Below are 22,864 nucleotides of genomic sequence, written 5' to 3' on the forward strand. Positions count from 1 at the left end.
CAGGAGCGTGATCAACAGTGAGCACCACGAAGAAGAACACCACCAAGTCCGCCCGTCAGACCGCCACCGAGGCCATCGCCGAGGCTCGGGAGATCCTGACCCGTCGCCAGCAGGAGCACGCCGCTGCCGTCGAGGCGCATGAGGAGCTGACCGCTCGCCTGCACTCCGGCGATGAGTCGGTGACCCCTGCCGCCATGACCGAGGCGGCTGCCGCCGTCGAGCGCGCCGAGATCCTTGTCAAGGCTGGCGAGCAGGCTCACTTGACTGCGGTCAAGAAGGCCGAGGTGACCGACTGGACCTCGGTGGCCGGGCTCGTTGCCGACGCCATCCGCCCGGCCCTCCCGGGCATTCCCGTGGAGGTGATCAACACCAAGCCGGACCGCAGCAAGCACAACGGCCAGCCGGTCATCTACGTGCACCAGAGCCACGCGACCAAGCCGGCGAAGACCGGCGGCGGTTCCCTCTCCGCTGCGGTGAACGTCGAGCTGCACACCGCTGCCCCTCTGAGCGTGTCGGCCGACGTGCTCGGCAAGGCCGTCAAGGCTGACCCGCAGATCGCGGCGGCGGAAGTCAACGGCAGCGACCAGGTCGCCCCGATGCCGGGCGGCGGGTACGTGTCCGTCGTCGGCGTGTCCGTGCAGCGGGGATGGGAGTCCACCCCGTTCATCCCCACCGAGCCCACGGACTACCACGCGCGGCTCGCGGCGACGGATGCGACCACCGCTCTCCGCAGCAAGCTGCACGACATCAGGGCCGGTGGCGCTCTGGACAGCCGGGGCGAGTTGGTCAAGTCCGCGACGGTCGACGGTCAGCGGCACACGCTGGTGCGACTGGCTCTCGGGCTCAAGAGCACTGCCAGCGCCCGGCCGTACACCTCGCCGATCGAGGCGCTGACTGCCGGACTCGTCGACCTGGAGAGCCAGTACGCGGACGGGCTCGGTCGCTGCACTGCGATCAAGGTCGAGGGTCAGCAGGTCGAGGTAACAGGTCAGGACAACCGGCACTCCACCGCGTGGGTGACTGCGCAGGTCGAGTACCTGGCGGCTGTCGCCTGACCGAGTAGCAGGTGACGGGGCAGGGCACTCCGCGGGTCACCCTGCGCCGCAGGCGGTTGCACGGCCCTCAGCGGGGCTGCTGGGAGAGATCCTGGCGGCCCCGCCTCGCCGTACCCGTGGTCGACTTCCCAACAGTGACAGGTCTCTACACCCCCGAGACCATCGTTCACCCTGGTCAACGGGCCGACACCCGGATCAGGACGACCCTGGAACCGTGGCGCGATCTCAGCCGCTAAGACCAGGCGGTACGGAAGGGGACGGCCGAGGGGTTATACCCCCAGGTACTCAGCGTCGCGGTCGCGGCACGCTGCCGTCGGGACCGTCGTCACGGATCGAACGCAACCTGCTCAGGTCCATGTAGAGAGGTAGGTGCGCCATCCTGAGATCGGGAGAGTTCTGCAGGTGAAGCAACAACCGATCGAGATCCGTCGAGCGGACGTATCGCACATCGCCTTGCAGGTGATCAAGCGCGCTGATCGCGATCGCAAGCTCCCTGTCGGTCTCGCCGAGCTTGCGGCTGATAACGCTCTCCCGGATGCTCTGCGCTTCATCTTTGTTGCCCGCCGACTTGGCAAGCTCTGCCCGCAGCTCCTCGTTCTCCTGCTGTGCTCTCCCAAGCGACTCTTGGGCACGCGTCAACTCGGTTTCCATCCTCGTCAAGACAGCCTCGACCATCTGAACCGACTTGTCGGCGATGTTGACCCTCCTCTCGCGCCGGCTGAGCAGGTGACTCACGACGGCGGTGATCACCGATCCGAGCCCAAAGGCGCCTGCGACGGCAACACCCAACGTGATCTTCTCGATGATGGTCACTCCGCCTCCTCAACGAAAGGTGCAGGACGCGACCCGGCCACGCGCTCTACCGCCTCCTGGACGTAGTGAAGGGTGCCCTGCATCCGTACGGACTTGGCGATCTTGTGTAGGTGGTCGTCCACCAAGCCGATACGCCTGAGCAGGCAGAGCCGCGTGACGTGGAACAGGCTCTCTGCGAGCCAGTGCAGGTCCGCGCCGTCGAACGCCTCACGGCCCTCGTCGAGGTGAGTCAGGTTGTTTCTGACCTTCTTGACCGCCCGGATCCAAGCATCGACATCGTCTCCAACGAGGGCATGGATCACCTCTGGCAGCTCGCGAGCAAGGTCCCTCAGTCGCCGATCAAGGCTCGGATCGTTGGCATGAGCCATCACGTCTGCGAACCAGGCATGGTGCTCGGCTGGGACTCCCTTCTCCCTGATCTGCCGCCGAAGCCTCCTGAACTCGGACGGTGGAAGGTAGGAACCCCCGACGGTGGCGCGATGCAGGCCCTCGGCCGCCGACGAGATGTTGAGAAACCTGTTCTCGCTGTAGATGCCCTCGCTTCTCATCGTCAGCAACGAGCCGACAATGGGCGTCAGGGCAGCCGCTTTGTCGAGCCACGCTGCAACTGCCTGTATCCCGCCGAGATCATCGAGCGGCACGAGCACGTCGTGAGCGGACAGGGGCTTGACTTCCTTTCGCTGGGTGGGGTCGCCGAGTCTCGCTTTGAGTTCAATGCTGCGGCGAGTTCCTGGGATCGGCTTCCGCGACAGGAGCATCTCAGGGTGATCTGACCTGTAGACGTAGATGCTGTCAAAGGAGTCTTTACGGTCGGTGCACAGAGAACTCAGGTTGTACAGGTGCCCGGCATCCCCGTAGATGCGGGTGAGAGGCGTCAATTCGTCGTACTCGATCACGAACTCTGGCCACTGGTTGACCTTGACGCTCTCAAGCTCAACGTCTTCCCGCGACCACCTGAAGTCGAGTGCCACCTTGCCCCGTGTGAACCTGCCTTCGCTCGCCGCTGGGCGATCCAGTCGGCAGACCACCTCCCGCCGATCGACGCCCTCAAGTGCAGAGTCAACCTCCACAGAGATCGCGTTCTTGCCAACCCAAGGCGCGGCATCGCGGAGGCGAACGATCACGGACTCGAAGGCGGTTTGATCATCGTCCTCAAAGTGCCCACCGATGAGGATGGCGTTGGCGTAGTACTTCGTGCGGTTGAGCCAACCACAGTCGATCAGCGTTACGGGCTGTCTGTGGTTCGGCTCCTCGATGAGGCCGAGGATGCGGTTTGGGTTTCCTCCACCTTTCTCAACCATCACCCCATCGGCACGCTTCTCGGCGAGCGCGTCCGAAAGGAAGAGCGTTGCGCCGTCCTTTGGGTCGAAGACGAGACGCCCATGCCGTTTGACCTGTCCCGGCCCGGGAAGCCAGAACGAGCCAGTTACATCGAGGGGTTGCACAGCCTGACGATAGAGGAGACGGTGCATCTCGGGGACCCGGCTCGCGCGCGATCCACTGGTGACTATCCCGCCAAGTACTGCAGCACGCCCGCGACAGTGCCAATGCCCGTGAGGATCAACGCGATGATGCCGCTCACCCTCGCCCAACGCTTCCATCCGGGCGGTTCGGGCTCCTGTTCCTGCGCTTGCCCAACGCTGCTCGTGGCATCGCCGCTCGCCTGGGCGTTGTTGATCGTCACCCGATGGCGCTTCCCAGTGACGACGAACTGGACCGCCTGGTTGGCCGCCTCCGCCGACGGCTTGTCTGCATCATCAGGCATCCCGTCTCGCAGTTCTGCCACGAGAGCCGTGAGCGCGGTTCGGGTACGGTCCAGCACGCCAAGGATCGAAGCTTCGCTGACACCCCAGTAGATCCGCTCCACAGCCTGGAACGGGTTGTTCATCTTGCGGTTGATGTACTTGACCATCGTCGACCCACCCGGGATTCCCAGGCAGACGAGCCCCCCGTCGGCATGGCGAAGCGCAGCTTCAAGCTCACCCACGCCACCACGCAGCGGAACCTCCTCCTTGACGTGTTCGCGTGCGAAGTCAGGGAGATCGAAGGCACTGATCTGTTGTCGCTTGACGCGGTACCGCGCGTTCATCCCGTCCATGAGGATCTGCGCGGCCACCGTTCGCCACGCGGGCAGCTCATCGTCGGGGCCGTACCCGTTCAACTCTCGGCTTGCCCAGTCTCGCAGCTCGGCTGACCTGGTCTGCCCACCAAGAGCCACGCACTTGCGAAGCGTGTCGGCGAGAGACACGCCGCTGTCGAGCGCACCCCGCTCGATCTCATCGATCAGCTTGATCTCGCGTCCGCGCATCTGTCCCGCGCTCCCCGTCCCTGCCCCGGTCGATCGGTCGTCACTGACAGTATCCACCACCGTAGATGACCTTGACGGTTGGGCGTGAGGCCGAGGGGCAGGTGACAGATGGCATCCTCACCCGACCAGCCCACGCTCTGCCCACGTCTGGCTGTCACCGCGCCAACGGGAGTTGCCGAGCCGGGCAGGGTCGAGCGAGCGTGCGCCTCGGTACGTCTTGCCCACCCGCAGGTCAAGCAGAAGCGACACCACCTCGCGCTGCTGGCCGATGTTGAGCCGCTCCCACCTCTGTTCAACGCCGGGGCCGACCAGGTCCCGCACCAGCGGAGGCACATCGACATGCTGGGCCTTGCTCTCGGCTGCCTCGATCTCGGCGAGCAACTGCCGCTCGATGCTGGCGAGCCCGGCGGGCGAGATCTCCCCGCGTGCCGCTGCGGCGTACCACTCATCGAGCCGGGCACGCTTCTCCTCCACCTCCTGGCGAGCCTGCTCAGGCTCCCCCGCGTCCTCCGCCGCAGCGAGCAGGTCGAGCGCATCCGGCCGAGACAGCCGAGCCATGAGCACAGTCACCACGAACTGCTCAAGAACGGCCGTCTTCACGCTGACGCAGAACTGCGCCGAGCACAGGTAGGCGTAGTGGGTCCGGTTCTTCTGCACCCGCATTCGTGAGCTGCACACGTCACAGACAGCGGCACCAGAGAGCAGGTGGCGCACTGCAGTGTCTCGCTGCGTCTTCCGCCGTGGGTCGGTCAAGATCGACCGGCAGACCGCGTACGTGCCCTCATCGAGGATCGCTGGCCACTTCGCATCCCCCACGATCTTTCCGAGGTGTACGCGCTTCCCGATGTACCCGGGGTTGAGCAGGGTCCGCCGGATCTGCGACAGCATCCACCCGTGCCCGCCACCCCTCGGTGTGGGGATGCCTCGTCGGTTGAAGTCCTGTGCGATCGACCGGCAAGGCTCCCCGGCGGCTACCCGCCTGGCTGCCTCCCGGACGACCTCGGCCTGGTCCTCGTGGATCACCTGGGCCACGAAGTTACCCCGGTCGTCGTAGGTACGTCGGTACCCGTAGAGCAGCTTGCCGTGCGGCTGGCCGCTGGCAGCCTTGCCACGCACCGATCGCAGGATGCGCTCTCGCGTCTTCTCGCTCTCGTACGCCGAGTCGACGCCGTCCTCTGCCAGGGTGCGCCAGTCTCGCGGGTTCTCAAGGTCGTAGGTTCGCCGATGGGTGACGACATGGATGCGGGCCCGACGGCGACGGCAGAGGTTGAGCAAGCCCGCCCACCCCTCAAGCTCTCGACCACCGCGCGACGACTCCCAGAGGATCAGAACGTCAACGTGCTCGGTGGCGAGGTAGTCGAGCAGCTTGGCGTACTCTTCCCGCTGCTTGCGGGCGTACCGGCTGGCTGAGCGGTCGTTGTCCACGAATACCCGGGCAACGGTCCAAGCCTGGTCGACTGCGTCCTGCTGGCACTCCTGCTCTTGCTCGCCGACCGACCTGCGCTGCCGCTTGTCGTCGTCGCTCACCCGCGCGTAGATGACGGCGATGACTGCGGCGCGTAGACCCGGTTTCGCTTCCCCCATGACGTGCTACCGTAGCACTACCCCCAATGAGCGTTCGTACCGGACACCGCGTTCAGGTGCGTCATGCCGGTGGCCCGGAAGTCCTCCTCGACCGCCACGGGCAGCCGGCTGGTGTCTCCCACGACCAGCCCGGGCAGCAGCCCACCGGGTTCGTCGGGGAGCGGTTCGCAGGCGCGTTGCAGCCCGGTCCGCAGGACCCCCGCGACCCGCTGCGCCCACGGTGGCCGGCCGTGAATGGTGGGCGGCCCGGTCGCGGTGAGCACCGCCGCGGTGAGGTCCCCGCCGCGCGGGGCGGCCAACCGTCCCCGGGCGGTCGCCCGCTGCCCCGGTAGCAGCGTCCGCCACCCTGGATCGGTCGCGAGCACCAGGCCCCGCACCGGGCCGGTCAGCCGCCAGCCCGCCGGATCGGTGAGGCGTACCAGGTCGGCACGGAGGAGCAGGGTGGCCAGGCGGCCGGGGGCACCGCGCACCGGGCGCGGGTCGTCCCGGACCACCAGGTCGGCGGTGACCAGGGCCCGGGCGTCCACCAACGCCCGCACCGGGGCGGCGTCGCGGACCGCGACCCGGGCCGCGGTGGCGGCCGCCCCGCAGAGCACCCCGAGCAGCACGGCGACCACGATCCAGCCGTACCGGCGGACCGGGGTGGGCGGCCGCCCGAGCACCCCGCACAGGTGGAGACCGAGGACCGCGGCCAGACCCCCGGCCACCCCGGCCAGCGCCGCACCCTCACCGGCGCTGAGGCGCAGCCCGGCCAGGGCGGCGAGCCAGGCGGCCACGGCAAGCCCGGCCAGCCGCAGGTCGGGGACGTCGGCCGTCGGGGCCTTCCCATCCGGCGTGAGCGACGGCATCACACCGTCACCAGGTCCTTGAGCTGCTCGTACCGGGCGTCGCCGATGCCCTCGACCTGGCGCAGGTCGGATACGGACCGGAACCCGCCGTGTCGTTCGCGGTGGTCGAGGATCCGCTGGGCGAGCACCGGCCCGACCCCGGGCAGCGCGTCGAGCTGGGCCAGGGTGGCGGTGTTCAGGTTGACCGGCCCGCCCGGCGCGGCCGCGCCCCCGGCTGCCGGCCCGGCGGCGGGCTGGCCGGGCGGGGCGGCGACGCCCACCAGGATCAGCTCGCCGTCGGTGACCTTCCGGGCCGGGTTGAGCAGGGCGACGTCGACCCCGGGCAGCGCCCCGCCGGCCGCCTCGACCGCGTCCGCCACCCGGGCGCCGGCCGGCAACCGGACCAGGCCGGGACGGCGTACCTTGCCGGCGACGGCGACCACGAGCGGCGCCGACGCCGCGCCGGACGACCCGGCCGGGGACGGCTCCGGCCCGTCCGACGCGCCGGCCACCGCGACCGGGGGCACCGGCTCGGCGTGCGGCCGGGACCGCCAGGCCCAGAAGCCGGCGACCAGCACCACGACGGCGGCCACGACGGCGAGGGCGCGGATGCCGCGCCGGCCGGGGTCGAAGGCGCCCGGGCCGGGTAGCCGGGACGTCCGGCGACCGGTCTCCGTGGCGTCGGCGACGCCGGCCCGACCCTCGCCTGTCGGGGTCGTCGCCGGCCCGCTCTCGCGGAGGCCGGGCACGTCCACGACGTCCGGGTCGGATGGGGGCATCGCCGGACCACGGCCAGCCGACCGGAGGGGCAGCCGGCCGGGGGGCGAAGGCGGGCGCGGCCCGGCGGCCAGCACATCTGGAGGGAAGGAGGCGGCTCGCCCCGATGCCGGCTGGTCCGGAGGGCAACTCGGGACCGGCCGGTCGGGACGAGAAGGCACGGTCGACCCGGACTGCGCAGGGTCATCCGGCCAGAGGGTCGCGCCGAACGGCCCCGACTCGGCAAGCGCCGACGGGACCGCGACGGACCACGCCCGCTCGTCGCCGGGCACCGGACCGGACCGGGTGGCCGGCGGGGCGGGGGCGACCGCCACCGGGTCGAACAGCCGGGAGAGGCGCTGCCGTACCTTCGTCTCCTCGTCGTCTGGCACGGCTCGGGACGCTACGGCGGCGGGACGCGCGCGCCCATGGCGGCGACGCTTCGCTGTGGACGACGGAGCGCGCTGTGGACGACGCCCTGATCATGCCCCGGTTGTGCTGGCGGGCGGGCGAGAGCGCGCGCGTGGACCGGCGTACGGCGTCGAAGTCGGCGAAGGGCGTCAGGACGATCGGACGCGGCAGCACGGTGCTCACCGTGCCTCCGGGTCGAGGCCGAGCGCCGCCCGGCCCCCGTCCACCGGCAGGGTCACCCCGTTGACGAACGCGGCCTGCGCCGACAGCAGGAAGGCCACCACGTCGGCGACCTTGCCGGCATGCCCGATCCGGCCCACGGGGTGCAGCCGGGCCAGCTCCGCCCCGACCCGGTCCGCCTCCTCGGGGGCCAGGCCGGCCAGGAAGGCGGCGTGCCGCTCGGTGTGGACCGAGCCGAGCGCGACCGCGTTGGCCCGGATGCCCTGCCGGCCGTACTCGACGGCGAGCGCCCGGATCAGCCCCTCCACGGCGGCCTTCGCGGTGGCGTACGGCAGCGCCCCCGGAACCGCCCGGCGGGCCTGGTGGGAGGAGACGTTGACGATCGCGCCGCCGGTGCCGGCGGCGCGGAAGCGGCGTACCGCGGTGGCTGCCCCGACCACGGCGGGGCGCAGGTTCCGGTCGATCAGCGCGCACACCTCGGCGGCGGGCGCGGTGTGCAGGGAGGCGTCCTGGAACACCGCGGCGTTGTTGACCCAGCCGGACAGTGGCGCGACGGCCTCGGCGAGATCCGCCGCCCGCGCGGTGACCGCCTCGTCGGACGCGTCGCCGGTCACCGGGCGGAGCCGATCGGCGGCGGGATGGTCGGCCAGCCAGGTCAGCGCCGCCGGGTCGGGCTCGATGACGACCACGGTGCCGCCGTCGGCGGCGAGGCGTTCGGCGATCGCCCGCCCGACGCCGCGGCCGCCGCCGGTGACCACGTAGGAACACCGGGGCTCCGGCCGCCCGCGGTGACCGCCTGGGACGATCCGGCGACCGGGCCGCCGTCGGTCGGCGGGGACGGCACCGGCTCACCCCGCCGGGCGGCGGTGGATGACCACGCTGGCCAGGCCCGGTCCGGCGTGTGCCGCGACCACCGCCCCGGCCTGGGTGACGTGGGTGTCGTGCAGCCGGTCGCCGAGCCGCTCGGTCAGGTCCGCCACCAGCTGCTCGGCGCGCTGCGGCGCTGCCAGGTGGTGCACCGCGAGGTCCACCTCCGCGTCGCCGGCGGCTTCGACCGCCAGGTCGACGAGGCGGGCCACGCCCCGGCCGGCGGTGCGGACCTTGTCCCGGATCACGATCGTGCCGTCCGGCATGTGCATGATCGGCTTCACCGAGAGGGCGGTGCCGAGCAGCGCCTCGGCCGCGTTGATCCGGCCGCCCCGGCGCAGGAACTCCAGGGTGTCCACGTAGAAGAAGATGGTGGTCCGGTCGATCGCGTCGACCGCGGCGCGGCGCACCCCGTCGAGGTCCGCGCCCGCGTCGGCGGCCCGGGTGGCGGCGAGCACCGGGAAGCCCAGGCCCATCCCGGTGGAGCGGCTGTCGACCACGGCGACGCGGTCGCCGAACTCGGTGGCGGCGAGGCGGGCCGCGTCGACCGTGCCGGAGAGCTCGGCCGACAGGTGCACCGAGACCACGGCGTCGGCCCCGCCGTCGAGCAGCGTCCGGTAGACCTGCGCGAACTGGTCGGGGGCCGGCCGGGAGGTGCTCACCGAGACCCGCCGGCCGCTCAGTGCCCGGGTGGCGTCCTCCGGGAACGTCTCGACGCCTTCCAGCCCTTCCGCGCCGTTCAGTACGACGGTCAGCGGAACGACGGTGAGCCGGTGCGCCTGGATCAGCTCGGGCGGGAGGTAGGCGGTGGAGTCGGTGACGACCGCGACGGGCATGCCCGGCACGCTAGCCGATGTCGGGACGACGCGCCTCAGACCGCGTCGGTCGACGCGGGCGGCGTGACGAGGCCGACATTGTGCGCCCGCAGGTGCCAGCCCCGGACGTCGTCGTGACGCAGCTCGGTCCAGTGGCAGTTGCCCAGCGACCCGATGGTGCGCAGCACCGAATGGTCCCAGCCGAGCAGGTGACCGACACCCTGCCGGGCGCCGCCGCCGTGCGTGGTCACCACGACGGTGCCGCCGACAGCCAGGTCGGCCGCGTCCTGGAACGCCGCGCCGAGGCGTTTGCCCAGGTCATCGAGGGTCTCGATGCCGGCGCCCGGGTCGGGGTCACCGGCGCGCCAGCGCGCGTACTCGTCGGGGAAGCGCTCGGCCACCTCGTCGAGGGCGAGGCCCTGCCACTGGCCGAAGTGGCGCTCACGCAACCGGGCGTCGGCGCGTACCGGCAGCCCGGTCAGCGCGGCGAGAGCGGCGGCGGTGTCGGCGGCCCGGCGCAGGTCGCTGGCGACGATGGCATCCGGACGCAGCGCGGCGAGGACCGCTGCGCCGGCCCGGGCCTGCTCCCGGCCGAGGTCGTTGAGGGGTACGTCGGTCTGCCCCTGGACCCGGCTGGTGGCGTTCCAGTCGGTGTTGCCGTGCCGCCAGATGATCAGGCGGGTCATTCGGCGGCGGCGCCGGCCGCGGAGTCCGCCAGGTCCCGGTCCACGAAGGGGATCTGCGGGCAGTCCTTCCAGAGCCGGTCGAGGGCGTAGAACTCGCGCTCCTCGGTGTGCTGCACGTGCACCACGATGTCGACGTAGTCGAGCAGCACCCAGCGGCCCGCCCGCTCACCCTCACGGCGGACCGGCTTGGCCTTCTCCGGCAGCTCCAGCAGCCGCTCCTCGATGGCGTCGACGATGGCGAGCACCTGACGCTCGTTCGGAGCGGCGGCCAGCACGAACGCGTCGGTGATGGCGAGCTGGTCGCCCACGTCGATGATGACGATGTCCTGCGCCTTCTTGTCGGCCGCGGCCTGGGCGGCGGCCATCGCCAGCTCGTGAGCGCGTTCGGAAACTGTCACCGTTCTCCTTCGATCAACCGTACGACCCTCCAAGCCTCTCACACCCGGTGGCGTGGTGACTTGTCAGTTCTGGTCGATTACCAGGACAAAGCCCCATTTTATCGGCGAAATCACCGCTGATAGAGTCGCCGTTTGGCGATGTACTGCACCACACCGTCGGGCACCAGGTACCAGACCGGCTCGCCGCGGGCCACTCGCGCCCGGCAGTCCGTCGACGAGATCGACATGGCCGGGACCTGCACCAGGCTGACCGTGTCGGCCGGCAGGTGCTGGTCGGAGAGCTCGAAGCCGGGCCGGGTCACCCCGATGAAGTGGGCCAGGGCGAGGACCTCGTCCAGGTCCTTCCAGGAGAGGATCCGCTCCAGCGCGTCCGCGCCGGTGATGAAGAAGAGCTGGACCTTCGGGCCGTACTCGGCCTGCAGGTCGCGGAGCGTGTCGACGGTGTAGGTGGGGCCACCCCGGTCGATGTCGACCCGGCTCACCTGGAAGCGCGGGTTGGAGGCGGTCGCGATCACCGTCATCAGGTAGCGGTCCTCGGCCGAGCTGACCGGCTCGTCCGCCTTCTGCCAGGGCTGCCCGGTGGGGACGAAGACGACCTCGTCGAGGCCGAACCGGTCGGCCACCTCACTCGCGGCGACCAGGTGCCCGTGGTGGATCGGGTCGAAGGTGCCGCCCATGATGCCGATCCGCCGGATGTCTTCCTCCACCCCGTGATCGTAGGGGCCGCCGGCAGGACCCGGCGCGCGGCCGGTGTGGCGGGAGGGGCTTCCCACGCCCGGCACTCACCCATATACTCGCCTACGAGTACTCGGCAGCAAGTAATGAGTGGAGGAGTGCGATGCCCGGGCGGCGGAAGGTCGGCAACCTCACGGCGCTCGCCGTGCTCGCCGTCCTGGTCGAGCGTCCGATGCACCCGTACGAGATGGCCACCACCCTCCGCGACCGCGGCAAGGACCAGGACATGGGGATCAAGTGGGGGTCCTTCTACACGGTCGTGCGCAACATGGAGCGGCACGGGCTGATCGCGGCGGTGAAGAGTGTCCGCGAGGGCCGCCGCCCGGAGCGCACCGTCTACCGGATCACCGACGAGGGTCGGGCCGAGCTGGTCGACTGGGCCCGCGAGCTGGTCGCCACGCCGGTGGCGGAGCACCCCCGCTTCCGCGCCGGGCTGTCGGTGCTCGCCGCGCTGCACCCCGACGAGGCCGTGACGCTGCTGCAAGGACGGCTCTCGCAGCTGGAGGACGGGATCAGGACCGAGCGTGCGGCGCTCGCGGAGCACGCCCGCCTGGTGCCTCGCCTGTTCCTGGTCGAGAACGAGTACGACCTGACGATCCGGGAGGCGGAAGCCGCCTGGATCCGCTCCCTGCTGGCCGAGCTCAGCTCGGGCAGCTACCCGGGGCTGGACGAGTGGCGGGCCTACCACGAGGCCGGCGCACCCGAGCCGGGCCCGACGGGCGGGGGCGGTACCACCACGTGACGGACGGCCCCGGCACGGTGCGCCAACACCGCGCCGGGGCCCTTACCTCGAACCGACACCTGAAGGCGCCCGGCCCGAAGCGGCAACCACGAGGATACCGGCGCTCCCTCCAGGTGGGTTCGGCACGCAGCACCACCGACGACCCCTGGGAGGGACCGTGTCCAGAAAGAGCACAGCAATCGTCATCGGCGGCGGCATCGCCGGTCCGGTGACCGCGTTGGCCCTGCACCGTGCCGGCATCGCCGCCAGCGTGTACGAGGCGTACCCGAGCACCGCCGACGGCATCGGCGGCACCCTCGCGCTCGCGCCCAACGGCGTCGCGGCGCTGCGCCTGGTCGGCGCGGACGAGGCGGTCACCGCGCTCGCCACCCCGATCGACCGGCAGCTGCTGGCGGTGGGCCACAAGCAGGTGGCCCTGCCCGGCCTGGCCGGGGTGCCGCCGCTGCGCGTGGTACGGCGCAACGCGCTGCACCAGGTGCTGCACGACCGGGCCGTCGCCGAGGGCGTGGTCATCGAGCACGGCAAGCGCCTGGTCGGCGTACGGGAGACGACCAGCGGGGTGACCGCCCGGTTCGCCGACGGCAGCACCGCCGAGGCCGACGTGCTGATCGGCGCGGACGGGGTCCACTCGACGGTGCGCACCCTGATCGACCCGCACGCCCCCGGGCCGAGGTTCACCGGGCTGCTGGGCTTCGAGGCGGTGGCCCGGCACGAGGTGACCACGGAACCCGGCACGATGACCTTCGCCTTCGGCCGGCGCGGCTACTACCTCTACTGGCCCGAGCCCGGTGGCGGCACCCGGTGGGGGGTCAACCTGCCGCAGGACCGGCCGCTGAGCCTCACCGAGGCCCGCGCCGTGCCGCCGGCCGAGTGGCTGCGCACCCTGCGCGCGGCCTACGGTGACGACGCCCCGGGCCGCGAGCTGATGGCCACCAGCAGCGCGGAGGAGCTGCAGGTGGTGGGCTCGCTGCACATCATGCCGCCGGTGCCGCACTGGCACCGGGGGCGGATGGTGCTGGTCGGTGACGCGGCGCACGCCCCGTCCAACAGTTCCGGGCAGGGCGCCTCGCTGGCCATCGAGAGCGCCGTGCAGCTGGCCCGCTGCCTGCGTGACCTGCCCGACGTCCCGTCCGCCTTCGCCGCGTACGAGCGGCTGCGGCGCGACCGGGTGCAGAAGGTGGCGACGCGGGCGGCGCGGATCAACCGGAAGAAGGCCCCGGGTCCGGTGGCCCGGGCGATCATGCCGGTGCTGATGCCGCTGTTCATCAAGGCCGCCATGAACCCGGAGAGGACGATCGGCCCCGAGCAGCGCTACGTCATCGACTGGGACGCTCCGGTGACGGCGGATCCGGTCGCGCGCTGAACCCGCATCGGGGGTGGCGCACCCGGTCGGATGCGCCACTCCCGGCCCCGGGTCAGGCGCCTGCGGCGGCCACCGCCGTCCGGGCCACCAGCGCGCGACGCAGGTCGTCGTCGAGGTCGACGACCCGCCGGCGCAGGCCCGGCGTGAGGTCGTCGCGGGCCAGCAGCGCCGCGGCCAGCTCCCGGGTGGACTGCGCCACGGCGTAACGGGGGAAGGCCAGGGTGGCCACCCGGTCGGCCGTCCACGGGGTACGCAGCCGCGCCGCCGCCGGCATGTCGGCGAAGTACCGCTCGACGTACCCGGCGGTCAGGTCGGCCTGCTCCGGTTGCCAGAAGCCCTCCGCGGTGGCCTCGACGAGCCGGTTGGACAGTTCCGCGTTGCGGGTGACGATCTCCCAGGCGACCCGTTTGGCGTCGGGGTCGGGCAGCGCGGCACGGCAGCCCGCGGCCCGCTCGGCGCCGGTGGCGCTGCGGTCGGCGGCGGCCTCGGCGGTGATCTCCGGCTCGCCGGCCGCGCCCAGCACCACCAGCCGGCGGAGCAGCGCCCACCGCAGGTCGGTGTCCACGGCCAGCCCCTCCGGCACGCCCTTGCCGGCCAGCCAGCCGGCGAGCAGCCGGGTGTCGACGGTGGCGGCGATCAGGCCCCGGGCCGAGGCGAGTTGCAGCGACCCACCGGCCGGAGCGGTGGCCAGCAGCGCGGCGCAGGCCCCGGCGATCCGGAGCAGGGCGGCGTCCCGGGCCAGCGGCTCCAGGTAACGGTCGACCAGGTTCCGGCTCAGGGTGAGCACGTCCTCGGCGATGATCACCTCGCTCTCGGCGGGCAGCGCCGCCGCGATGAGCGCGACCACCGCGGCCACCGGCCGCTCACCGTCGGTGGCGGCGTCCAGCGCCTCGCCCCAGAGCAGCGCCCGGGCCAGCGGGTCGTCCAGGCCGGGGAGCACCATTGGCACCGCGTCCGCGGAGGCGGAATCGAGCCGGATCTTGGCGAAGGTGAGGTCACCGGCGTTGGGCAGCAGCAGGCCGGTGGCCGGCTGGCCGACCAGCCCGGTCAGCTCGGTGCGGCCGCGGTCGGTGTCCGGGTCGAGGTCCACCTCGAAGCGGCGCGTCGGGGCGTCGGCGGCGTACCGGGCGACGCCGATGCGGTGCGGGCGCAGCACCGGGTACGCCTCCGGCGCGGTCTGCACCACGGCCGCCTCGGTCCACCGGCCGTCGGCGTCCACCGCGGTGACCATCCGCAGCGTGTTGACCTGCGGGCGGCGCAGCCAGCGCTCGGCCCAGTCGGTGAGGTCGCGACCGCTCGCCGCGCCGAGGCTGTCGAGCAGGTCGGCGAGGGTGGCGTTGGCGAACCGGTGCTTGGCGAAGTGCGCGTTCAGGCCGGCCAGGAAGGCGTCGTCGCCGAGCCAGGCGACAAGCTGGCGCAGCACGCTGGCGCCCTTGGCGTACGAGATGCCGTCGAAGTTGAGCAGGCCCTGGGCGGCGTCGGACACCTCCTCGGGAGCGACCGGGTGGGTGGAGGGACGCTGGTCGGCCGCGTACCCCCACGCCTTGCGGCGCATGGCGAAGGTGGTCCACGCCTGGTCGAAGCGGGTCGCCTCGGCGGTGACCCGGGTGCCCAGGTACTCGGCGAAGGACTCGTTCAGCCAGAGGTCGTCCCACCAGCGCATGGTGACCAGGTCGCCGAACCACATGTGCGCCATCTCGTGCGCGATGGTGGTGGCCCGCAGCTCCCGCTGGGTGTCGGTGACCGCCGAGCGGAACACGTAGTCGTCGCGGATGGTGACCAGGCCCGGGTTCTCCATGGCACCGGCGTTGAACTCCGGCACGAACGCCTGGTCGTACTTGCCGAACGGGTAGCGCTCGGCGAAGAGCTGGTGGAAGCGGTCGAAGCACTGCCGGGTGACGGTGAAGATCTCGTCGGCGTCGGCGTCCAGGTGGGTGGCCAGCGAGCGCCGGCAGTAGAGGCCGAGCGGGATGCCGTCGTGCTCGTCGTGCCGGACGTGCCACGGACCGGCGATCAGGGTGAAGAAGTAGGTGGCCAGCGGCGCGGTGGGGGCGAACTCCCAGCGGCCCGGGTGGGGCGTGGCGGCGACCGCGCCGTTGGCCGCGACGGTCCACTCGGGCGGGGCGGTGACCGAGAGGGTCACCGGGGCCTTCAGGTCGGGCTGGTCGAAAGCGGCGAAGATCCGCTGCACGTCGTCGAGGAACGACATCGCGTACAGGTAGGTCTCGCCGTCGGCCGGGTCGACGAAGCGGTGCAAGCCTTCGCCGGTGTTCGAGTACGCCATCTCGGCCTCGACCGTGAGGGTGTTCGTCGCGGCCAGCCCGGTCAACGGCAGCCGGTTGTCGTCGAGCGTCCCCGGGTCGAGGTCGCGGTCGTTGAGGCGTACCCCGAGGAGTTTCGCGGGTTTGACCTCGACGAAGGTGCCGGCGTCGGGGGTTGCCCGGAACCGGATGGTGACGGACGAGCGGAACCGCTCGCCGTCACCGGTCAGGTCGAGGTCCACCTGGTAGGACTCGACGGTAATCAACGCGCCACGCGCGGTTGCCTCTACACGGGTCAGGCTCGGCATCCGCTTATCCTGCCCGATAGGGCCTGGCCGGGCTCTCCCCTGACGCGGCGATGGAGGAACAGATGGGTCAGCACCCCAAGGGCGACTTCGACCTCTCCCGGGCGGTCTGGCAGCGGGCCGAGGGCGACACCTCCGAGAGCGCCGTGGAGGTGGCCTTCGTCGACGAGCTGATCGGGATGCGCAACTCGGCCGAGCCGGACGGCCCGGTGCTGGTCTTCACGCAGGCCGAATGGGACGCCTTCGTGGCGGGCGCCCAGGACGGCGAGTTCGACCTAACCTGAGGGGCGGCGGTCTGCGCCATGTCCTAGTCACCGTCGCCCCAGCCGAGGCCGCCAGGGCCGGGCGCGTGGTGGAAGCCGGGGTGGTCCGCGACGTCGGCGCAGCGTTCACCGTCGGGCCCCACCGCGCCGCAGAACAGCCGCTGGGCGCGGTGCCAGGCGTCCGCCGGGGAGACCGCCGAGGCACCGAGCGCCAGCTCTGGACGGAGCAGGCTCAGCGCCTCGGCGTACGCGACGGCCAGCTCCCGGGCGACCGACGGGTCGGCCGCCTCGAAGCCGAGATGCACGGTGAAGAACCGGGCCGGCCGGGCCGCGCCCCGGCGAGCTGGCGCGATCAGCGCCTCCGCCCGCTCGCCCCGGCTCGTGCCGAGCCCGGCCACCACCCGCCGCCAGCGCCCCGCCCGGTTGTCCCGCATCCGTCCTCCCCGTCTCCGGTGCCGCCCGCCGGTCCGGTCGATTGCCCCCGGACCACCGGTGGTGTCCCACGACCGGCACGCCGCCGGCCCGGACCCAGCGAACCAGCATTCCGCCGTCCTGGGAGGGGCCAGCTACGGCGCCGAGGCTGGCCCCTCCCCCGGCCCACGGCGTGTGCCAGGGTGGCCGCCGGGACGGGATTCACCCACCCTGACGTGGGTAGAAGGGCAGCGACCGTGCCGTGTCGCCGCCAGGAGCAGCCGATGAGCGCCATCCCCACCGACCGGAGCCCGGAGAGCACACTGGCGTTCCTGCGCGCGGGCTACCGGTTCGTCGGCGACCGGTGCGACCGGCACGGCAGCGACATCTTCCAGACCCGGCTGCTGCTGGAGCCGACCATCTGCCTGCGTGGGCGGCCCGCCGCCGAGCTCTTCTACGACAACGACCGCTTCGTCCGGCACGGGGCCATGCCGGCGCGGGCACAGCGCACCCTCACCGGGGTCGGTGGTGTGCAGGGGCTCGACGACGACGCGCACCGGGCCCGCAAGGCGATGCTGATGTCGATCATGACGCCCGCCGCGATCCGCCACCTCGGGCAGCTCTTCGACGACGAGTGGCGGGCCCGCCTCCCGGTCTGGGCCGAGCGCGGTCCGGTGGTGCTCTACGACGAGGTCGGCCGGATTCTGACCCGGGCGGCCTGCGCCTGGGCGGGGGTGCCGCTGGCCGAGGCGGACGTGGCCCGGCGCGCCGACGAGCTGCACGCCATGATCGACGCGCCGGCCGCGGTCGGCCCCCGGCACTGGCGGGGTGTGCTCGCCCGCCGGCGCGCCGAGCGCTGGCTCGGGGACCTGATCGGCCGCGCCCGCGGCGGCGCCCTGCCCGCACCGGAGGGGAGCGCGCTGCGGGCGGTCGCCGGGCACCGCGACGAACGGGGACGGCCACTGCCCCGCCGGATCGCGGCGGTGGACCTGCTGAACGTTCTCCGGCCGACGGTCGCGATCGACCGGTTCGTGGTCTTCGCCGCGCTGGCCCTGCACGACCACCCGGGGTGGCGGGAGAGGGTCCGCGGCGACGACACCGCGACCGAGAGCTTCGTGCAGGAGGTACGCCGCTACTACCCCTTGTTCCCGGTGGCCGCGGCCCGGGTACGGCGCTCCTTCGAGTGGCAGGGGCACCCGTTCCCGCAGGGTCGCCGGGTGCTGCTCGGCCTGTACGCCACCAACCACCACCCGCAACTGTGGCCCGAGCCGGAGCGGTTCCGGCCGGAACGGTTCGCCGGCTGGCGGGGCGACCCGTTCAGCCTGATCTCGCAGGGCGGCGGCGACCACTTCACCGGGCACCGCTGCGCCGGCGAGTGGCTCACCATCGAGCTGATGAAGCGTGCGGTCACCAACCTCACCGGCACGCTGAGCTACCAGGTCCCGCCGCAGGACCTGGCGCTGACCCTCAGCCGGGTGCCCGCCCTGCCGCCGAGCGGGTTCCTGATCGACGCGGTGCGCCGCACCGAGTGATCAGCGCGCCACCTCGCACACCAGGTCGGTGATCTGGCCGGAGTCGTCGCAGCGGGTCTTGCGGAGCGTCACCGGCCCGAGGTCGGGGCTGTCGAAGAGGCGTACGCCGCCGCCGAGCAACACCGGCACCAGGTGCACGATCAACTCGTCGAGCAGCCCGGCGCGCAGGCACTGCCGGGCGACGTCGGCGCCGAACACGCCCACGTCCCGGTCACCGGCGGCGGCGCGGGCCCGGGTGACCGCCTCGCCGATGTCGCCCGACAGAAAAGTGATCCCGTCGACCGGTGCGGCCGGCCGGTGGGTCAGCACGAAGACCGGCCCGGACCAGGCCCCGCCGTAGGTGCGGCGGGGCCCTTCCCCGGGCCGGTTGCCCAGGTCGTACCCGCGCCGGCCGGAGAGAATCGCGCCGGTGCGGCGCACCGTCTCCCCACCCAGCGGACCGGCGGCGCCGTGCCCGAACATCCAGTCGGCCGAGTCGTCCGGCGGGGCGATGAACCCGTCGAGCGACATGGTGACGTGCCAGATGATGCGCGCCATCGCGCCTCCTCGCGCCGCCCACCCCGGGGCGGGCGGGACCGGCGTCCATCATGGACGACGGGTGTGACAGCCGGCCGCTCCGCAAACCACCGCCCGGTGCTGTCCGGGGCGCTGCTGGTCGCCCGGCCGGGACCGGCGAGTGACGCCGCCACCCGCTCCCCGACGTCCCGGCTCCCGGGTCCGGTCAGGCCGGGTGCTCCTGCCTCGACCGGCGCCCGGACGGGTCGCGCCGGGCGTCGCCCACCTGCCCGGTCTCGATGAGCGACTTGATCCGGCGCAGCCCGCCGCGCAGCGCCAGGTCCGGGTCGTGACCGCCGGCCAGGCCGAGCGCCCGGCGTACCGGGCCGGACCGCCAGCGCAGCTCGGCCCGGATCTCGGTGCCCCGGTTCTGCGGCATCGGCACCAGCTCCACCCGGCCGTGCTGGGCCACCGGCCCTTCGACGACCCGCCAGCTCAGCCGGCCCGGACCGTCGACGGTCACCTCGGCCCGCCACTCGACGCCGCGCCCGGCCGGGTCCCTGGCCACGCAGCGCCACCGGTTCTCGTCGAGCTGCTTCAGGGTCGCCCACTCGGCCAGCCCGCGGTCCAGCCGTTCCCGGTCGGTCCAGAAGCCGATCACCGCCTCGATCGGCCGGTCCACGGTGATGTCCCGGTGGACGACGTACCAGCCGTCCTGCCGCACGGGTCGATGCCGTCGGCGGGCCAGCGCCCGGCCGACCCCGACCCCGACCACCGCGGCGGCGCCGGCCACGGCCCACCTGGTTGCGTTCCTGGTCATCACGTCCCCTCCGCCCAGGCGTCCGGTCTGGATCGCCCGCGCCCGGATGCCCGGGATGCCGCGACCGAAACGGGCCGCTGTTTGATCACCGGAATTTCGGGCAAGCTGCGCCACCCATCGGGCCCGGCGGAGGTGAGGGAAGCCATGCGGGCGTACCACGAGTCGGCGCGGCTGCTGGCCGCGCTGGTGGGGGCCGCGGCGGCGGCCGCCACGCTCACCACCGGTCGGCCGGGGCGGTTGTCCCGGGTCGCCGCGGCGGCGGCCGGTGCCCTGGTGGGCCGGCGACTCGCCGGTGCGCTCCGTCCTCCGGGCCGGCGGACCGACGACCGCGCCCGCCCGTCCCACCGGATGGAGAACGGGCCGGACGAGTTGCGGCTCTGGGTGGCGGCCGACCTCCCGGCGCGTCCGCGCCCGGCCACGGATCCGCTGTCGAGCTGAGCCTGCCCCGGCGTGCCACCACCGGACCGGCCGCACCGGGCCCCGCCGGGTCGTTCTCGACCTCAGCTCCACCGGGTCCGCCGAACCCGGCGCCCGGCACCGCCCGCGCACGCGACAGCTCGCGGCCACCCCCGGGCGTCCTACCAGGTGTGGCCGCGAGCTGCGGCGTACGAGGACGGTCAGTACCGGACCTGTTCGCGCGGCTGCTGCGCGGTGTCCCGCACCTCGTGCGCTGCGGAGCGGGTGTCGTCCCGGGCCGTCTGCGCGGCCTCCTCGGCGGTCGACCGCACCGACTCGGCGGCGTGCTGGGCCGGCCCGCGCAGCTCGTCCCGGAGCTCGCCGGCGACCTCGCCGAACTTCTCCTTCACCACGTCCCCGTGCTCGGCGGCCTTCTCCTTGACCTGCGCGGCGACCTGCTGCTCGCGGCGGGTGGCCGGGATCAGCGAGGAGACCAGCATCCCGACGCCGAAGGCGATCACCCCGGCGGCGATGGGGTTGCCCTGGGACCTCTCCCGGAGCACCCCCGGCGCCCGGTGGGCGGCGTCGCCGACCGTCGAGGCCGCCGAGGAGGCGTGGTCGCCCACCGAGCGGGCGTGGTGGCCGGTGCTGTGGCCCAGGTCCGATGCGCTTCCCATCACCTTGTCCTTCACGTTCGACAGCGCGCTACGGGCACGCTGCTTGCGGTCGTCGACGATGCGGCTCGGGCTGACCTTGTACGCCAGGGCGTCCACGTCCGAGCTCAGGTTGTTGCGGGTGGCCTCGATCTCCCGGCGGATCTGGTCGGGGTCGGTGCTCATCGGGTGACTCCCTCCGGGTGCGGCTTGAGCGCGTCGGGAATGCGCTGCACGCTGTCGTTGGTCTGCTTGAGGCCGCGGATCCGCTCGGCGTTCTTCTTCCCCATCGAGTAGAGGACCCCGGCGATCGCGGCCCAGAGGACGGCCACGATCAGCGCGGCCCAGCCGGCGTCCATCACGTTCGACAGCCCGGCCCAGAGCGCGATGGAGAGGAAGAGCGCCACCATGTAGCCGCCGAAGCCGGCACCACCGAACAGACCGGCGGCCTTGCCCGCCTTCTTCCCCTCCTGGCGGATCTCCGCCTTGGCGAGCTCGACCTCCTGCCGCAGCAGGGTGGACAGGTCGGTGGTCACCTGGCGCATCAGCTCGCCGATGGAGCTGCCCCGGACCTCGTCCGCGGTGTGCGGGGCGCCCGCCGGGCGGTGTCCGGGGTCCAGGCCGGGCCCCTGCGTCGGCACGCTCATGCCGTCGCCTCCCCTTCTGTCGATCACGGACGGGTGACGCCGCTGGACGGGACGCCCGGCAGCGGGTCGGTCCGCTCCGCCGGGGGCAGCGGCTGGCCGGTGCCGCCCGCCGGGTCGACCCAGGTGTCCGGCGCGCCCGCGCCGGGGTGGGTCGCGCCCGGGGCCGGCTCGGCGTAGCTGCCGGGGGTCGGGTCGAGGTAGCCGCCCGGCGGGATCTGGTCCGGCACGGCCCGGGCGGTCGGGATGACGGCGGTCCGGTCCGGGTCGTACGCCGGCTGGCCGGCGCCGTCGCCGACGGCGGCGATGTTGCGGGTCAGCCGGCCGGCGACCACGCCGAGCAGCGCGGCGCCGACCAGGAAGGTGCCGGGGTTGCGGCGGGCGTAGTTCTTCACCTCGTTGAGGATGTCGCCCGGCTCCCGCTGCTCCAGCCAGCCGGCCGCGCCGTGCACCCGGTCGGCGGCCTGGTGGGCCAGCTCGGTGACCGGTCCAGCGCCGCCGCCGTTCTGCGCCATCGAGCGCATCTCCTCGGCCAGCGAGCGGAGTCCGGTCGCGGCGCGCTGCTGCTGCTGGCCGGCCTGGGTGGTCACCTGGTCGCGGGCCTCGCCGTACAGGTTGCGGGCCTGCCGCTTCGCCTCGCCGACGACCTCCCTGCCCTGCTCCCTGGTCGTCTGGGCGACCGCGCCGCCGGCGTTCGCCGCCTCCGAGCCGACCTGACGGGCCTGGTCGCGAACCCCGCCGCCGTTGCTCGACTCGTACGTCGCGGACGAGGGTGAAATATCGTAGGTCATGGGGTTCCTTCCGCTCGGATGGTCGTAGCGGTTGTGCTCGGGGGATCACGCCGAAATTGTTTTCAGCATGACAACTGACCTACCCCTGGTCGTCGGGTCCATGCCTGATTCGTCATTTCTCTGCGGAGCCGCCCCGGCCTGATCACAGAATGGAGGGTCTGCCCGACCCGGGCGGCGGCTGCTCCACGGAGGTGACAGCGATGGCACGTGACGTGCGCGGACGCGCTCCGGCCCGGTCCCGTCCGGCGATCCAGAAGGTTGCCCTCGCGGTGGCCGCCGTCCTCCTGCTGATCGGCGTGCTCGGGTTCGTCCCCGGGCTCACCACGCACTACGGGGACCTCGCATTCGCCGGTCACCGCTCCGAGGCGAAACTGTTCGGCCTGTTCCAGGTGTCGGTGCTGCACAACCTGGTGCACCTGGTCTTCGGCCTGGCCGGGCTGGTGCTGGCCCGCACGATCCCCGGGGCGCGGCTCTTCCTGGCCGGGGGTGGCGCCATCTACCTGGCCATCTGGCTGTACGGCTTCGGGGTGGACCGGGAGAGCGCGGCGAACTTCGTGCCGTTCAACGACGCCGACAACTGGCTGCACCTCTTCCTCGGCTTCGGCATGCTCGTCACGGGCTTGCTGCTCTCCAACGAGGTGGGCACCGGCGGCCGGCTGGACACCCCGATCGATCGGCCTTGACCTGCGCCACCCGGCCGGGTGGTGACAGCTCGACACGCCGTCACGCCGTCACGCCGGCTTGCCCGAGATT

At 72.5% G+C, this 22,864-nt stretch carries 24 protein-coding genes and 1 pseudogene; 7 read left to right on the top strand and 18 right to left on the bottom strand.

The genetic code is table 11. The annotated features are described in order from the left end of the window. The first annotated feature begins 17 nt into the window (after positions 1-17). On the top strand, positions 18-1,055 hold the full coding sequence (locus ACL02O_RS14765) for a hypothetical protein (protein ID WP_412818626.1): 1,038 nt from the start codon (positions 18-20) through the stop codon (positions 1,053-1,055). A 285-nt stretch (positions 1,056-1,340) separates the two neighbouring features. On the opposite strand, the gene ACL02O_RS14770 is transcribed toward ACL02O_RS14765, so the two are convergent. From ACL02O_RS14770 to nadD, 11 genes and pseudogenes are all read right to left on the bottom strand, one after another. Continuing rightward, the gene (locus tag ACL02O_RS14770; protein ID WP_412818627.1) at positions 1,341-1,868 is read right to left on the bottom strand and encodes a hypothetical protein; all 528 of its coding nucleotides are present in this window, start codon (positions 1,866-1,868) and stop codon (positions 1,341-1,343) included. Further along, a complete protein-coding gene (locus ACL02O_RS14775; RefSeq protein ID WP_412818628.1) occupies positions 1,865-3,313 on the bottom strand; it encodes an ApeA N-terminal domain 1-containing protein in 1,449 nt (482 codons plus the stop codon). The genes ACL02O_RS14770 and ACL02O_RS14775 overlap by 4 nt, the downstream gene beginning before the upstream one ends. A gap of 62 nt (positions 3,314-3,375) precedes the next feature. After that, on the bottom strand, positions 3,376-4,176 hold the full coding sequence (locus tag ACL02O_RS14780) for an AbiTii domain-containing protein (RefSeq protein ID WP_412818629.1): 801 nt from the start codon (positions 4,174-4,176) through the stop codon (positions 3,376-3,378). Between the two features lie 117 nt (positions 4,177-4,293). After that, positions 4,294-5,760, bottom strand: coding sequence for a recombinase family protein (locus ACL02O_RS14785; protein ID WP_412818630.1), 1,467 nt, complete (start codon positions 5,758-5,760; stop codon positions 4,294-4,296). 32 nt (positions 5,761-5,792) lie between these two features. Continuing rightward, positions 5,793-6,608, bottom strand: a pseudogene (locus tag ACL02O_RS14790) (ComEC/Rec2 family competence protein); the annotation flags it as partial. After that, complete coding sequence (locus tag ACL02O_RS14795) at positions 6,608-7,366, bottom strand: helix-hairpin-helix domain-containing protein (protein ID WP_412818631.1); 759 nt, start codon at positions 7,364-7,366, stop codon at positions 6,608-6,610. The pseudogene ACL02O_RS14790 and the gene ACL02O_RS14795, both read right to left, overlap by 1 nt. 567 nt (positions 7,367-7,933) lie before the next feature. Beyond that, complete coding sequence (locus tag ACL02O_RS14800) at positions 7,934-8,692, bottom strand: SDR family NAD(P)-dependent oxidoreductase (protein WP_412818632.1); 759 nt, start codon at positions 8,690-8,692, stop codon at positions 7,934-7,936. A 90-nt stretch (positions 8,693-8,782) separates the two neighbouring features. Beyond that, positions 8,783-9,637: a DegV family protein gene (locus ACL02O_RS14805; RefSeq protein ID WP_412818633.1), complete on the bottom strand. Its 855-nt coding sequence runs from the start codon at positions 9,635-9,637 to the stop codon at positions 8,783-8,785. A gap of 35 nt (positions 9,638-9,672) precedes the next feature. Next, positions 9,673-10,302, bottom strand: coding sequence for a histidine phosphatase family protein (locus tag ACL02O_RS14810; RefSeq protein ID WP_412818634.1), 630 nt, complete (start codon positions 10,300-10,302; stop codon positions 9,673-9,675). Further along, positions 10,299-10,700, bottom strand: a complete 402-nt coding sequence (gene rsfS, locus ACL02O_RS14815; protein WP_412818635.1) for a ribosome silencing factor — start codon at positions 10,698-10,700, stop codon at positions 10,299-10,301. Before rsfS ends, ACL02O_RS14810 begins: the two co-directional genes overlap by 4 nt. A gap of 110 nt (positions 10,701-10,810) precedes the next feature. Further along, entirely contained in the window at positions 10,811-11,407 is a 597-nt protein-coding gene (nadD, locus tag ACL02O_RS14820; RefSeq protein WP_412818636.1) for a nicotinate-nucleotide adenylyltransferase, read from the bottom strand. A gap of 131 nt (positions 11,408-11,538) precedes the next feature. Here nadD and ACL02O_RS14825 point away from each other — a divergent pair, with 131 nt between their 5' ends. After that, entirely contained in the window at positions 11,539-12,177 is a 639-nt protein-coding gene (locus ACL02O_RS14825; protein ID WP_412818637.1) for a PadR family transcriptional regulator, read from the top strand. Positions 12,178-12,334: 157 nt separating this feature from the next. Continuing rightward, positions 12,335-13,540: an FAD-dependent monooxygenase gene (locus ACL02O_RS14830; RefSeq protein WP_412818638.1), complete on the top strand. Its 1,206-nt coding sequence runs from the start codon at positions 12,335-12,337 to the stop codon at positions 13,538-13,540. Positions 13,541-13,592: 52 nt separating this feature from the next. Here the strand turns inward: ACL02O_RS14830 and pepN are convergent, their stop codons facing one another. Beyond that, the gene (gene pepN / locus ACL02O_RS14835) at positions 13,593-16,109 is read right to left on the bottom strand and encodes an aminopeptidase N (RefSeq protein ID WP_412818639.1); all 2,517 of its coding nucleotides are present in this window, start codon (positions 16,107-16,109) and stop codon (positions 13,593-13,595) included. Between the two features lie 62 nt (positions 16,110-16,171). On the opposite strand from pepN, the gene ACL02O_RS14840 reads away from it, so the two are divergent. Next, positions 16,172-16,390, top strand: a complete 219-nt coding sequence (locus tag ACL02O_RS14840) for a DUF397 domain-containing protein (RefSeq protein ID WP_412818640.1) — start codon at positions 16,172-16,174, stop codon at positions 16,388-16,390. A gap of 23 nt (positions 16,391-16,413) precedes the next feature. Here the strand turns inward: ACL02O_RS14840 and ACL02O_RS14845 are convergent, their stop codons facing one another. Beyond that, on the bottom strand, positions 16,414-16,803 hold the full coding sequence (locus ACL02O_RS14845) for a hypothetical protein (protein ID WP_412818641.1): 390 nt from the start codon (positions 16,801-16,803) through the stop codon (positions 16,414-16,416). Between the two features lie 261 nt (positions 16,804-17,064). Between ACL02O_RS14845 and ACL02O_RS14850 the strand changes: the two genes are divergently transcribed. Further along, entirely contained in the window at positions 17,065-18,312 is a 1,248-nt protein-coding gene (locus ACL02O_RS14850; protein ID WP_412818642.1) for a cytochrome P450, read from the top strand. On the opposite strand, the gene ACL02O_RS14855 is transcribed toward ACL02O_RS14850, so the two are convergent. Then, the gene (locus ACL02O_RS14855; protein WP_412818643.1) at positions 18,313-18,849 is read right to left on the bottom strand and encodes a dihydrofolate reductase family protein; all 537 of its coding nucleotides are present in this window, start codon (positions 18,847-18,849) and stop codon (positions 18,313-18,315) included. A 184-nt stretch (positions 18,850-19,033) separates the two neighbouring features. Next, on the bottom strand, positions 19,034-19,627 hold the full coding sequence (locus ACL02O_RS14860) for an SRPBCC family protein (protein ID WP_412818644.1): 594 nt from the start codon (positions 19,625-19,627) through the stop codon (positions 19,034-19,036). A gap of 144 nt (positions 19,628-19,771) precedes the next feature. On the opposite strand from ACL02O_RS14860, the gene ACL02O_RS14865 reads away from it, so the two are divergent. After that, complete coding sequence (locus ACL02O_RS14865) at positions 19,772-20,065, top strand: hypothetical protein (RefSeq protein WP_412818645.1); 294 nt, start codon at positions 19,772-19,774, stop codon at positions 20,063-20,065. 179 nt (positions 20,066-20,244) lie between these two features. Here ACL02O_RS14865 and ACL02O_RS14870 read toward each other — a convergent pair whose 3' ends face one another. Genes ACL02O_RS14870 through ACL02O_RS14880 form a run of 3 tightly spaced genes read right to left on the bottom strand, consistent with a single transcriptional unit; the run spans position 20,245 to position 22,111 of the window. Then, the gene (locus ACL02O_RS14870; protein WP_412818646.1) at positions 20,245-20,862 is read right to left on the bottom strand and encodes a DUF3618 domain-containing protein; all 618 of its coding nucleotides are present in this window, start codon (positions 20,860-20,862) and stop codon (positions 20,245-20,247) included. Continuing rightward, positions 20,859-21,323, bottom strand: a complete 465-nt coding sequence (locus ACL02O_RS14875; protein ID WP_412818647.1) for a phage holin family protein — start codon at positions 21,321-21,323, stop codon at positions 20,859-20,861. Before ACL02O_RS14875 ends, ACL02O_RS14870 begins: the two co-directional genes overlap by 4 nt. A 23-nt stretch (positions 21,324-21,346) precedes the next feature. After that, on the bottom strand, positions 21,347-22,111 hold the full coding sequence (locus tag ACL02O_RS14880) for a hypothetical protein (RefSeq protein WP_412818648.1): 765 nt from the start codon (positions 22,109-22,111) through the stop codon (positions 21,347-21,349). Positions 22,112-22,311: 200 nt separating this feature from the next. On the opposite strand from ACL02O_RS14880, the gene ACL02O_RS14885 reads away from it, so the two are divergent. Beyond that, positions 22,312-22,794, top strand: coding sequence for a DUF4383 domain-containing protein (locus tag ACL02O_RS14885; protein ID WP_412818649.1), 483 nt, complete (start codon positions 22,312-22,314; stop codon positions 22,792-22,794). Positions 22,795-22,864 lie beyond the last annotated feature (70 nt).

The sequence above is a fragment of the Micromonospora mangrovicola genome (genome assembly GCF_047200535.1).
Classification (GTDB): domain Bacteria; phylum Actinomycetota; class Actinomycetes; order Mycobacteriales; family Micromonosporaceae; genus Micromonospora.

Bases quoted from the DNA above. Each gene is read 5' to 3' on its own strand.
- ACL02O_RS14875 (WP_412818647.1), bottom strand. From the start codon at position 21,323: ATGAGCGTGCCGACGCAGGGGCCCGGCCTGGACCCCGGACACCGCCCG.
- ACL02O_RS14785 (WP_412818630.1), bottom strand. From the start codon at position 5,760: ATGGGGGAAGCGAAACCGGGTCTACGCGCCGCAGTCATCGCCGTCATC.
- ACL02O_RS14780 (WP_412818629.1), bottom strand. From the start codon at position 4,176: ATGCGCGGACGCGAGATCAAGCTGATCGATGAGATCGAGCGGGGTGCG.
- ACL02O_RS14865 (WP_412818645.1), top strand. From the start codon at position 19,772: ATGCGGGCGTACCACGAGTCGGCGCGGCTGCTGGCCGCGCTGGTGGGG.
- ACL02O_RS14810 (WP_412818634.1), bottom strand. From the start codon at position 10,302: ATGACCCGCCTGATCATCTGGCGGCACGGCAACACCGACTGGAACGCC.
- ACL02O_RS14805 (WP_412818633.1), bottom strand. From the start codon at position 9,637: ATGCCCGTCGCGGTCGTCACCGACTCCACCGCCTACCTCCCGCCCGAG.
- ACL02O_RS14880 (WP_412818648.1), bottom strand. From the start codon at position 22,111: ATGACCTACGATATTTCACCCTCGTCCGCGACGTACGAGTCGAGCAAC.
- ACL02O_RS14825 (WP_412818637.1), top strand. From the start codon at position 11,539: ATGCCCGGGCGGCGGAAGGTCGGCAACCTCACGGCGCTCGCCGTGCTC.
- ACL02O_RS14795 (WP_412818631.1), bottom strand. From the start codon at position 7,366: ATGCCCCCATCCGACCCGGACGTCGTGGACGTGCCCGGCCTCCGCGAG.
- pepN (WP_412818639.1), bottom strand. From the start codon at position 16,109: ATGCCGAGCCTGACCCGTGTAGAGGCAACCGCGCGTGGCGCGTTGATT.
- ACL02O_RS14840 (WP_412818640.1), top strand. From the start codon at position 16,172: ATGGGTCAGCACCCCAAGGGCGACTTCGACCTCTCCCGGGCGGTCTGG.
- ACL02O_RS14860 (WP_412818644.1), bottom strand. From the start codon at position 19,627: ATGACCAGGAACGCAACCAGGTGGGCCGTGGCCGGCGCCGCCGCGGTG.
- ACL02O_RS14845 (WP_412818641.1), bottom strand. From the start codon at position 16,803: ATGCGGGACAACCGGGCGGGGCGCTGGCGGCGGGTGGTGGCCGGGCTC.
- ACL02O_RS14885 (WP_412818649.1), top strand. From the start codon at position 22,312: ATGGCACGTGACGTGCGCGGACGCGCTCCGGCCCGGTCCCGTCCGGCG.
- ACL02O_RS14870 (WP_412818646.1), bottom strand. From the start codon at position 20,862: ATGAGCACCGACCCCGACCAGATCCGCCGGGAGATCGAGGCCACCCGC.
- ACL02O_RS14850 (WP_412818642.1), top strand. From the start codon at position 17,065: ATGAGCGCCATCCCCACCGACCGGAGCCCGGAGAGCACACTGGCGTTC.
- ACL02O_RS14855 (WP_412818643.1), bottom strand. From the start codon at position 18,849: ATGGCGCGCATCATCTGGCACGTCACCATGTCGCTCGACGGGTTCATC.